General features: G+C 38.5%; 13 protein-coding genes. All 13 read right to left on the minus strand.

From position 1 onward, the window contains the following. Window positions 1–4: 4 nt before the first annotated feature. Window positions 5–880: a dipicolinic acid synthetase subunit A gene (gene dpaA / locus ACERJO_RS04645; RefSeq protein WP_247104021.1), complete on the minus strand. Its 876-nt coding sequence runs from the start codon at window positions 878–880 to the stop codon at window positions 5–7. 266 nt (window positions 881–1,146) lie between these two features. Continuing rightward, complete coding sequence (locus ACERJO_RS04650; RefSeq protein ID WP_247104019.1) at window positions 1,147–1,401, minus strand: YlmC/YmxH family sporulation protein; 255 nt, start codon at window positions 1,399–1,401, stop codon at window positions 1,147–1,149. Window positions 1,402–1,520: 119 nt separating this feature from the next. Continuing rightward, complete coding sequence (locus tag ACERJO_RS04655) at window positions 1,521–2,759, minus strand: M16 family metallopeptidase (protein ID WP_373646712.1); 1,239 nt, start codon at window positions 2,757–2,759, stop codon at window positions 1,521–1,523. Further along, window positions 2,743–3,747, minus strand: a complete 1,005-nt coding sequence (locus ACERJO_RS04660) for a polysaccharide deacetylase family protein (RefSeq protein ID WP_247104017.1) — start codon at window positions 3,745–3,747, stop codon at window positions 2,743–2,745. Before ACERJO_RS04660 ends, ACERJO_RS04655 begins: the two co-directional genes overlap by 17 nt. A 93-nt stretch (window positions 3,748–3,840) precedes the next feature. Beyond that, window positions 3,841–5,940: a polyribonucleotide nucleotidyltransferase gene (pnp, locus tag ACERJO_RS04665; RefSeq protein WP_247104016.1), complete on the minus strand. Its 2,100-nt coding sequence runs from the start codon at window positions 5,938–5,940 to the stop codon at window positions 3,841–3,843. Window positions 5,941–6,125: 185 nt separating this feature from the next. Beyond that, the gene (gene rpsO, locus ACERJO_RS04670; RefSeq protein WP_035340672.1) at window positions 6,126–6,395 is read right to left on the minus strand and encodes a 30S ribosomal protein S15; all 270 of its coding nucleotides are present in this window, start codon (window positions 6,393–6,395) and stop codon (window positions 6,126–6,128) included. Window positions 6,396–6,576: 181 nt separating this feature from the next. After that, on the minus strand, window positions 6,577–7,515 hold the full coding sequence (gene ribF, locus ACERJO_RS04675; RefSeq protein ID WP_247104015.1) for a riboflavin biosynthesis protein RibF: 939 nt from the start codon (window positions 7,513–7,515) through the stop codon (window positions 6,577–6,579). A 17-nt stretch (window positions 7,516–7,532) separates the two neighbouring features. After that, a complete protein-coding gene (gene truB / locus ACERJO_RS04680; protein WP_373646713.1) occupies window positions 7,533–8,453 on the minus strand; it encodes a tRNA pseudouridine(55) synthase TruB in 921 nt (306 codons plus the stop codon). A gap of 63 nt (window positions 8,454–8,516) precedes the next feature. Beyond that, the gene (gene rbfA / locus ACERJO_RS04685; RefSeq protein WP_247104013.1) at window positions 8,517–8,867 is read right to left on the minus strand and encodes a 30S ribosome-binding factor RbfA; all 351 of its coding nucleotides are present in this window, start codon (window positions 8,865–8,867) and stop codon (window positions 8,517–8,519) included. 21 nt (window positions 8,868–8,888) lie between these two features. After that, the gene (locus tag ACERJO_RS04690) at window positions 8,889–9,170 is read right to left on the minus strand and encodes a DUF503 domain-containing protein (RefSeq protein WP_247104012.1); all 282 of its coding nucleotides are present in this window, start codon (window positions 9,168–9,170) and stop codon (window positions 8,889–8,891) included. After that, a complete protein-coding gene (gene infB, locus ACERJO_RS04695) occupies window positions 9,170–11,272 on the minus strand; it encodes a translation initiation factor IF-2 (RefSeq protein ID WP_247104011.1) in 2,103 nt (700 codons plus the stop codon). The genes ACERJO_RS04690 and infB overlap by 1 nt, the downstream gene beginning before the upstream one ends. Window positions 11,273–11,288: 16 nt before the next feature. Beyond that, the gene (locus ACERJO_RS04700) at window positions 11,289–11,588 is read right to left on the minus strand and encodes a YlxQ family RNA-binding protein (RefSeq protein WP_247104010.1); all 300 of its coding nucleotides are present in this window, start codon (window positions 11,586–11,588) and stop codon (window positions 11,289–11,291) included. Beyond that, the gene (rnpM, locus tag ACERJO_RS04705) at window positions 11,588–11,860 is read right to left on the minus strand and encodes an RNase P modulator RnpM (RefSeq protein WP_247104009.1); all 273 of its coding nucleotides are present in this window, start codon (window positions 11,858–11,860) and stop codon (window positions 11,588–11,590) included. The genes ACERJO_RS04700 and rnpM overlap by 1 nt, the downstream gene beginning before the upstream one ends. Window positions 11,861–11,877: the final 17 nt, after the last annotated feature.

Consider the following 11,877-nt stretch of genomic DNA (forward strand, 5'->3'; position numbering starts at 1 on the left):
ACTCTTAATTCTCCGCTAACAAATCCGCTAAAACAGCAGCAAGAATTTGACCAGCTGTTTTAGGAGCGACAATTCCAGGCAAGCCTGGAGCTAGCAGTGCTTTTATTCCGCGCTTCTCGGCAAACCTAAAATCAGTTCCCCCTGGTTTTGATGCAAGATCAATGATGAGAGCATGTAACTTCATCCCCATTAATACTTTTGCCGTTAAAATCATACTTGGTACGGTGTTGATCACAATGTCAACATCCTTTACATGTTCAATGATTTGATTCGTATGAAATGGTTCCAATCCCATTTCTGTAATTCTCGCAATTTGTGCAGGATCATTCGCTCCGACCTTCACTTTAGCTCCTAATGCCGCAAATGTTCGTGCTAACGACATACCGATTCTCCCTAATCCAAGAACAGCAATGTTGGAACGATGCACGGTCATATCCGTATGCTGAATAGCCATCATGACAGTTCCTTCTGCAGTGGGGATCGAATTGTATATAGCTACATCGTCACGTTCCATTAGCTTTACTAATGACCTATCACACGAACTCACGATCGAATCTAACGTGTCATTGCTTATTCCTGTGTAAATAACACAATGCTCAGGTGTTTCAAGTAAAAATTCTTCTTTAAATATGATCGGTTCATTCGAGAAAATCGTATCGATATGTCCATCTACACTCATACCACTTACCGGCAAAATGATGGCATCCGTTTTTGACCAATCAACGTGTTCAATTACTTCTTTAGTCGCACCAATATACCCATCATTCAATTGATCAAACCCAACTAAAGTTAATTGTGCATCTAAACTTGATAACTTGTGAATAATTTCAATTTGACGGGCGTCTCCACCGAGCAGAACAATATGTTTATTTGTTAACATGAAAACTCTGTTCTCCTTTCACAAACAACACTTCTCTATACGCATCTGCCACACAAATCAAACGCAAGACGAGAACAACACCGATATACCACATCATATGAACTAATGGAATAATAGGTGAATGAATAGAAGATGAGCAAATAAAGAAAATCATTCTAGACTTTTCTCGTAAGATCTACTCCAATCGACCACAATGCCTATTGTATTTTTTTCTTTATTTCTGAACAAAAAAAACCCGCCAGTATGGCGAGCTTTCATGATTAAGACTACATCATTTCATCTGAATTTGCTTCTAATTCAATAATGATCATGTCTTCACCAATCTTTTTAATTTGTTTCCAATAAACAGTATACTCTTTATCCTTCTTTCCGAATCCAAACCATTTCATCGTTGGAATAATAAAAGCTTGTATTTCTCCTGTCTCTTCGTCAATTTGTAAATCAGTTTGCCCTAATATACCTAACCGTTCTCCTTTTTGAAAATCAATGATTTCTTTATTACTAATTTCGCTTAACCTCATCTCCATCCTCCTTATCGATGTTTTGTACACCATATGAACGATGAATCAAAAAAAGACCACCTCGCTAAGGGCACTGAAAAAGTTTGTTTTTTTCACTTTTCAAGTGCCCTTTCATGGAACTATTGAAATATGCTTGGAATCGATTCATTTTGTTGAATAAGTGAAATCGATGGATTTTTTGTTAAAATCGATGAAGCTAATTGATTTACTGTGTTTAATTCTACTCGATCAATCTCTTTAATCATTTCATCAAGTGAACGATGTTGATTTAATAACAATTCATTCTTCCCATTCCGACTCATTCTACTATTTGTGCTCTCTAAGCTTAGCATGATGTTTCCTTTTAATTGCTCTTTTCCATATTTCAGTTCCTGTTCAGATAATCCTTTCTCCGCAAGTTCTGATATCGTTAATTGAATCGCTTCTGCTAAATCATTTAACTGCTGATGACCCGTTCCAGCGTAAACAGTTAGTAATCCACTGTCACAATACGAAGAATGGTATGAGAAAACGGAATAACATAGCCCTCTCTTCTCTCTAATTTCTTGAAATAGGCGACTACTCATACTTCCGCCTAAGTAATTATTCAACACAATCAGCCCATACACATCATCGTGTCCAATTGGTAAGCCTGGATACCCAAGACAAATATGAGCTTGCTCTGTATCCTTCTTACGAACAACATGATTAGGTGAAAAGACTGGGCTGTTTAATATAGGCTTGTTGGGGGTTTTTTTAACCTTTGCAAATGTATTCGTTAATTGTTCCATTAAATCATCAGTAATATTTCCAGCTACTGATATGACAACATAATCCCCTGTATAATATTGATTCATGTAATCTCTTAAATGACTTTCATTGAATTCTCCCAATGTTTGAACTGTTCCTAAAATCGGATATCCTAATGAATGATTTCCATAGGTAGCTTCACTTAACAAATCATGCACGATATCATCTGGAGTATCGTCAACCATCTTAATTTCTTCAAATACAACATTCTTTTCTTTTTCTAATTCATCCTCTGCAAAGACTGAATGAAAAAACATATCGGAGAGTACATCAACCGCTACCTTCGAATGTGTATCCAAAACCTTCGCATAATAACAGGTATATTCCTTTGACGTAAATGCATTGACTTGACCACCAATACGATCAAATTCTTCTGCAATATCGGCAGCTGACCTTGTCTTTGTTCCTTTAAACAGCATATGTTCTATAAAATGAGAAATCCCATTTTCATTTTCCTTTTCAAATCTGGACCCTGTACCTACCCATATCCCTATTGAAATAGAACGGACAGATGGAATATGCTCAGATACAATACGAACACCGTTGTCTAATTTAATTGTCTTGACCATTCGTGATCCTCCTATTTTCGTCAAACGTATTTAGTAACACCCTTTTTTCTGATAGTAAATCTGAAACCGTACCTACTTTAAATCCTTTTTCTTTGCTGTTTAATATAAGCTGTTCTAAGCCTCCAGCAGCTGATTCAGTTGGGTGCATGAGTATCATCGCACCAGGGTGCAGTTTATTCGTTACTCGTTGAACCATTTCTTCTACTGATGGATTACGCCAATCTATAGTATCAACTGACCACATAACGGTTTTCATTCCAAATTGTTCAGCACGATCAACGACTGCTTGATTATAGCTTCCGCTTGGAGGAGCAAACCATTTCGGTGTCACTTCTAATGCCGCTTCAATTGCTTTATTTGTTCTTTCCAATTCTTCATCTACCCTTTCTTTCGTCAATTTACTCATATCAGGATGGGAATACGCATGATTGCCGATTTCATGCCCTTCTTCAATAAGCATTTTTGCTAATTGTGGGTTTTTCTTAACCCATGAGCCATCTAAGAAAAACGTTACATGAATATTATGTTTTTTTAACGTTTTCAGCATTTCTGGAATGTATTCATTTCCCCAAGCTACATTAATGAGAAAAGCAACCATCGGTTTTTCTTCGTTCCCCTTATAAATTGCAGCAGGTGGAAGATCGTCTAAATGGATAGACGGAGCTACTTCTTCAAAAACGATTTTGCGCTCATCAAATTGCATGTCATCTTTTACTTTTTCATATGTAGCATCTATATCAACACGTATTCCATTATATCCCGGTATTGCTTTCCAAACTCGATCAATCCGTGCATCTATCGCAGGCTCTTCATATTCCTTTGCACTAGCCATAATTTGTTTGTACAGTGGATCTTGTTCATTTAAAACTGCTTCAGATTCATATTTTAAGGTATGCAAATAATGAGTTGAGAATGGATTTTGAACGATACTAAATGATAACAAAATAACAATTGCAAATGTACAAATATGAATGAACTTTTTCCCCATTTCCTTTGCCTCCTCTCATCCGATATTATGCAAGAGAGGGACAGGTTAGAACAAAAAGGGGGACTAGGCTTTACCCCCAATCCCCGAACATCATTACTGATCTTGTTTTTGTTCTTTTAATACCACTTTTCTTGAAAGGTTGACTCTACCTTGATTATCAATTTCTGTCACTTTAACCAAGATTTCATCACCGATTTTTACAACATCTTCAACTTTATTTATTCGTTCCTCCGCAAGCTGTGATATATGAACAAGTCCATCTTTTCCTTTGAACAATTCAACAAAAGCACCGAATTTCTCAATACGTTTTACTTTTCCGAGGTACGTTTGTCCAACCTCAACTTCGCGAACGAGATCTTCAATAATTGTCTTTGCTTTTTGATTCATTTCCATATCAACAGATGAAATATACACTTTTCCATCTTGTTCAATGTCAATTTTAACTCCTGTTTCTTCAATGATTTTATTGATTACTTTTCCACTTGGACCAATAACATCACGAATCTTATCAGCGTTAATTTGCATCGTCAAGATTTTAGGAGCATATGTCGATAGCTCTTGTCGGAACTCGCCAATTGCACTTAGCATGTTATCAAGAATAACAAGACGACCTTTTTTAGCTTGTGCTAATGCTTCTTCAAGAATTTCGCGGTTAATACCAGCAATTTTAATATCCATCTGCAGAGCGGTTACACCCTCTTTTGTTCCGGCTACTTTGAAATCCATGTCACCTAAAGCATCTTCCATACCTTGAATATCCGTCAAAACTGTGACATATTCATCCTGTTTCACAAGTCCCATCGCAATCCCGGCAACAGGTGCTTTAATTGGTACACCTGCATCCATCATCGCAAGCGTACTTGCACAAATGCTCGCTTGAGATGTTGAGCCATTTGATTCTAATACTTCAGATACGAGTCGAACTGTATAAGGGAACGTAGCTTCATTAGGAATAACCGGCTCCAAAGCACGTTCACCGAGTGCGCCATGTCCAATTTCACGTCTACCAGGACCACGGATTGGACCTGTTTCACCAACACTAAATTGTGGGAAATTGTAATGATGCATGAAGCGCTTTGATTCTTCTATACCAAGTCCATCTAAGATTTGAACATCTCCTAAAGGACCTAACGTACAAATACTTAATGCTTGAGTTTGTCCACGTGTAAACAAGCCAGATCCATGAGTTCTTGGTAGAAGTTTCACCTGTGATGATAGAGGCCGAATTTCATCCACTTGACGACCATCTGGACGTACTTTTTCAACCGTAATTAATCGGCGTACTTCTTCCTTCACAATTTTGTGTAGCGTTTCACTCACATCATCTAATTTAATGTCTTCACGCTCAGCAAATGATTCCTTAACACGATTACTAATTGAATCAATCGCCTCAGCTCTAGCATGTTTCTCTTGAACTTGTACAGCAGCTTTTAACTCTGCCTCAGCTATCGACCGAACCTCTTGCTCCAATTCAGTATCAATCGTTTTTAAGGTGACTTCCATCTTCTCTTTTCCAACAGCTTCTACAATTTCCTCTTGAAATGTAATTAATTTCTTAATTTCATCATGGCCAAACATGATCGCTTCAAGCATGGCTTCTTCCGATACTTCTTTTGCTCCTGCTTCAACCATATTAATCGCATCTTTCGTTCCAGCTACAACTAAATCAATATCGCTGTTCTCAAGTTGCTCCGTTGTTGGATTAATAATAAATTCTCCATCTAATCGACCTATCGTCACACCGGCAATTGGCCCTTCAAATGGGATGTCTGATACAGATAGAGCTAATGATGATCCGATCATAGCCGCCATTTCAGATGAAGCATTCGTATCAGAGCTCATCACAATACTAATGACTTGAACTTCATTACGAAATCCATCTTGAAAAAGTGGGCGAATCGGTCTATCAATTAGACGACTCGTTAGGATCGCTCGCTCACTCGGACGACCTTCACGTTTAATAAAACCACCTGGGATTTTACCAGCTGCATATAAACGTTCTTCATAATTTACCGTCAAGGGGAAAAAAGGTAAATCTTTAGGTTCCTTTGAAGCTGTCGCTGTCGATAACACCGCAGAGTCTCCATACCTTACAAGTACTGCTCCATTTGCTTGCTTGGCCAATTGTCCAGTCTCAACTGTTAAAGTCCGACCAGCCCAATCCATTGTAAATACATGATTCGTTTGTTCCATTTACGCGTACTCCTCTCGTACACCAATATCAATACATTTATTATAACCTTCCAAACATCATTTTATAAGGGAAGGGTTCAATCCCATACTAGAACATATGTATTCATTTCTTTTCCCTAGCCACTTTTAACATAAAAGCTGAAATACTAAGAAAAAAGCGGGAACACTCCCGCTTTCTGACATAACTATCGACGTAAACCAAGCTTGTCAACTAGGTTACGATAACGTGTAACATCTTTCTTACGTAAGTAAGTTAAAAGATTACGACGTTGACCAACCATCTTTAAAAGACCACGACGTGAATGGTGATCCTTCTTATGAGTACGTAAGTGCTCATTTAATGTGTTGATTTGCTCAGTAAGGATAGCTACTTGAACTTCTGGAGAACCAGTGTCCGTATCGTGCGTTTTGAACTCCGCAATCAGTTCATTTTTACGCTCTTGAGTTAATGCCATCCTATCCACCTCCTTCTCAATAATCTCCTATTCCCTAGCAACCGTCGGTGAGTCGGTATGCCAAGAAACGGATTGTACATACGTACATATATAGTGTAACCTTTCAACCTTTAGATTGCAAGCACAAACACTAAATTAACCAACCTTCCTATTCTTAAAACAACACTAATTCCCCATAATATTATCGATTTGCAAAAAACGCTTTTGCTGTCTGTTTATCTTTAGTAATTTGACTTACTAACTCATTAACATTAGAAAATTTTTGCTCATCTCTAATTCGTTTTAACCATCTTACCTCTACTTCTTTTCCGTATATCGACTGGTCAAAATTAAATATATGAACTTCAATTGATGGCTTTTCACGCTCAGCATGAAAAGTCGGTTTATATCCAATATTACAGACGCCTTCATGCTTTTTTTGATCGACTATGAACTCTACTGCATAAACACCGACCTTCGGAATTGTATAAGGCTCCCTTATCGCAATATTAGCAGTAGGGAACCCAATTTGACGGCCTCTTTTTTCCCCATCACTTACAGTCCCTTTTATCACATAAGCTCGTGATAGTAGGTGAGCGGCATGTTCAATCTCCCCATCGACAATTAATTTACGTATACGTGTTGAACTAACTTTTTCGTTATTCTCACTAAGCTTATCAACAGTTGTCAAATTAAATTGGCCTTGAGCATGATCGATCAATGTTTTCATGTTTCCTTTACCCATTGCTCCGTATGTGAAATCAAAGCCAGCCACCACATGAATGACTTCTAAAGATCGTAAATAATCATCAACAAACTGTTGAGGAGTAAGGCGTGAAAATGGAATCGAAAATTCTATTACGTATAAATAATCGACACCTAGCTGTTCTAAATACTTCATTTTGTCCGGCAACGATGTAATAACGTGCATCCGTTCGTTATCAGGCCTTAATACTTCTAAAGGATGTGGATAAAAGGTCATAACAGATAAAGGTACACCACTCGCATTCGCCTCACTCTTTGCCTGCTCAATGACAAGCTGATGCCCTTTATGAACACCATCAAAAAAACCTAAAGCCATAACTGTACGTTGTTTATATTCATTTGCCTCAATCGGATGCTTTATAAAAATCGTTTCCATCTATTCACCTCTTCTCTTCACTGCAAAGGCTGTCCACCTATCCAGAACATTTTCTCTGGCTTGTACTTACCTTCTTTTTCAGGATGTTCTTTGTAAATAGCTAAACACTCTCCTGCTTCATTATAAACAGAAAAGCGTGACCATTTGTGATCAAAAGGTATTACAGCTCCATTTTTTATCAATGGTTCCACTTCGGTAGCAACAACTACTTTTGGAAAATGGTTAATAGCCGTTTCAAAAGGCTGCAAAACGGTATGAAGGCTTCCTTTTTCCTTTAAAGATTCTAATTGCTCAAATGTAAAACTGTCCTCTAATTTATAAGGTCCTGCCCCGATTCGAACGAGATCAGACATATGAGCTGGATACCCTAAACGTTTTCCAATATCAACCGCTAGTGTTCTCACGTATGTACCTTTACTGCATAAAACATTGAATCGAAATAAAACTTGATTGTTTTTGTGCTCGACATCAGATATTAGCTGTAATCGTTTAATCTGTACATGACGTTTCGGACGCTCGATCACTTTTCCTTCTCTAGCATACTCATATAATCGTTTACCGTTCACTTTCACAGCTGAGTACATCGGAGGAACTTGAACAATATGACCAACAAATTCATCGAGAACGGTCTCCATTTCCTTTTTTGTCCATGTTTCAGTAACAGCCTGACTTTCTAAAATATCACCACTTCGATCTTCTGTCGTTGTGGAATAACCGATCGTCAGCTCAGCATTGTACTCCTTCTCATATCCTGACATATATTCAACAACTTTCGTTCCCTTACCAATACAAATAGGCAAAACACCATTAACATCCGGATCTAAAGTCCCTGTATGCCCCACTTTTTTTGTTTGAAAAATTCTTCTTATTTTCATGACACAATCATGTGAAGTATAGCCTCTTGGCTTATGTAATACAAGAATTCCGCTTTGTTCCATACAATAACCTCCACTTAAACCGTAAAAGAGGATAGACGGAAACCTCCTCTATCCTCCTACATATTAATGATCTTTGCGATTTACATCTTGTAAAAGCGTCTCAATGCGATTACCATATTCGATTGACTCATCAAACTCAAACAGAAGCTCTGGAGTTTTTCGCAAACGAATTCGCTTTCCAATTTCAGTACGGATAAAGCCCCTCGCTTTTGATAACCCTTGTATCGTCGCCTCTTTTTCTTCTTCATTACCAAGTGCTGTAATAAACACTTTCGCTTGTTGTAAATCACCCGTTACATCTACTCCCGTAACCGTAACAAACTTCACACGAGGATCTTTCACTTCTCGCATAATAATGTCGCTTAACTCTTTTTTAATTTGCTCACCAACACGATGCGATCGAACATTACCCATGTTTTTTTCACTCCTATAAGCCTACAACCATTCAAAGGTCATCACAGTTCGTTCAATAGCAGGTATAGAGTCAATCAGCGCCAATGCCCGTTGCAGTTCTCGTTCACATACTTTTTTATTCATTGACACAGTCACAATCCCAAGTTCAGCGCGCTGCCAAACATCGTGATGACCTACTTCTGCTACTGACAGGTTGTATTTTTGCTTTAATTTTGATTGTACACTTTTAATGATAGAACGCTTTTCTTTTAACGATTGCACATCATATATAAGGAGCTCTAAGCGTACTGAGCCGATAACCATTACCGTTCAATTTCTTGCATAACGTACGCTTCGATGACATCACCTTCTTTAATGTCATTAAAGTTCTCAAGCGTAATCCCGCACTCATACCCAGCAGAAACTTCCTTTGCATCATCTTTGAAACGCTTTAGAGCATTGATTTCACCTTCATAAATGACAATGCCATCACGAATAAGACGAACGGTTGAATCCCTAGTTACTTTTCCATCAGTGACATAGGAACCGGCAATCGTTCCAACTTTAGAAACTTTAAATGTTGTTCGAACTTCAACCTGACCAATGACTTTTTCTTCATATTCAGGATCAAGAAGCCCCTTCATAGCTGCTTCTATTTCATCGATTGCATTATAAATAACACGGTGTAGGCGCACATCTACCTTTTCTGAGTCTGCTGTGCGTTTTGCATTTACGTCTGGTCTAACGTTAAAGCCAATCACAATTGCATTTGAGGCAGAGGCTAACATCACATCGTATTCATTAATCGCTCCAACACCTGTATGAATAATTTTTACTTTCACACCGTCCACTTCAATTTTCTCAAGTGAACCTCTCATCGCTTCAACAGAGCCCTGTACGTCAGCTTTGATGATAATATTGATTTCCTTTACCTCACCTTGCTGAATTTGATCAAATAAATCATCCAGGCTCACTTTTGAACTAGACGCAAGGTTTGCTTCACGCTGACGGCTCATTCGAACCTCACCGATTTGACGCGCTTTCCTTTCATCTTCAAATGCTTGGAATTGGTCTCCCGCAAGTGGCACTTCATTTAAACCGGTAATTTCAACTGGTGTGGAAGGTCCGACTTGCTTCACTCGACGACCAAGATCATTTACCATAGCTCGAACACGACCAAAAGCTGATCCAACAACAATTGGATCTCCTACTTTTAATGTCCCTGCTTGGACGAGTAAAGTGGCAACTGCACCACGACCTTTATCTAGTTCAGCCTCAATGACAGTTCCGCGTCCAAGCTTATTAGGGTTCGCTTTTAGTTCCTCCACTTCAGAAACGAGCAAAATCATCTCTAGTAGCTCATCAATACCAGTTCCCGCTAAGGCTGAGACATTAACAAAGATTGTGTCTCCTCCCCATGCTTCAGGTACAAGTTCATACTCTGTAAGCTCTTGCATGACACGATCAGGATTAGCTGACTCTTTATCAATCTTATTAACTGCTACAATAATCGGAACTCCTGCTGCTTTCGCATGGCTAATCGCTTCTTTCGTTTGTGGCATAACACCATCATCAGCAGCAACAACTAGAATCGTGATGTCTGTTACTTGTGCTCCACGCGCACGCATGGTTGTAAAGGCAGCATGTCCAGGAGTATCAAGAAATGTTACTTTCTTACCGTTTGATTCAACTTGGTATGCGCCAATATGCTGAGTGATTCCACCGGCTTCTCCTTCAGTTACTTTTGTATGGCGAATAGAATCTAATAAAGTTGTCTTACCATGGTCAACGTGCCCCATAATAGTCACAACTGGTGGTCTCTCTTCTAAGTCTTCCTCTTTATCCTCTTCAATCATACTTTCGAAGTCGGTTTCATCGATTACAATTTCTTCCTCTACCTCAACCCCATAATCACCAGCAATTAATTCAATTGTATCTTTATCGAGATCTTGATTAATCGTCGCCATTACACCTAAGAACATTAACTTCTTAATAATTTCAGATGGTTCTTTGTGTATTTTAGCAGCTAATTCTCCTACAGTTAATGATTCTTGATACGTGATTTTCTCCGGAAGAGGTTGAGGTGCTTTCGACTGCTGATTTTGTTTTGCTTGTTGTTGATGGCCTTTGTTTTGATGACCTCTTTGTGGCTTCTTTTTATTATTCGTGTTTCCTTTTTTCTGCTGATGCTGACCGTTCTTCTGATTCGCAGGACGGTTAGGCTTATCTTGTTTCTTCTGTTTTGTGTCTTCCTTTTTAGACGACTCGTTACTCTCACTTTTCCCTTCGAGAGACTCTAACATTTTCGAGTCAAGAACAGACATATGATTCGAAACTTCAAACCCTTTTTCTTTTAACTTTGTAATGACTTCTTTACTTGCTACATTCTTCTCTTTAGCATATTCATATATTCGCATTTTCTTCATGTACTTCCCTCCAACATCATTCATCTATTTGAGCGATTAATTTCTTCGCAAAACCACCATCCATTACAGCGACAACAACTCTTTCTGGCTTCCCAATAGACTGTCCAAGTTCAACTCGATTTGATACGAGTCGGATGGGGATATTGTAATATTCACATTTATTTATGATTCGTTTTTTTGTCAGGTCTGAACCATCTTGTGCAACTAATACTAGCTTCGCAGTCGACCTTCTAACCTCACTTAGAACAAGTTCTTCACCGGTTACAAGTTTTCGGGCTCTTGCAGCTAAGCCTAAAAGCGAAAGCCATTTAGCCATTATTTCCTTCCTTTCTTACTTGCAAGCTGAAGTTGATCATAGACATCAGAATCAACATGAACTTGTAAGTGCCTTGATAGGACATCTTTCTTCTTAGCTAGCTCAAAACATTCATCACTGTTTGTGATGTACGCCCCACGACCATTTTTTTTGCCAGAAGGGTCAATGGAGACTTCTCCTTCTGGTGAACGAACAATTCGAATCAGTTCTTGCTTCGGTTTCATTTCATTTGTTACAATGCATTTCCGAAGAGGAATCTTGCGTTTCTTCATCTTCCACCATCTCCTCT

This window comes from Halalkalibacter sp. AB-rgal2, from assembly GCF_041821005.1.
Classification (GTDB): Bacteria; Bacillota; Bacilli; order Bacillales; family Bacillaceae_D; genus Halalkalibacter.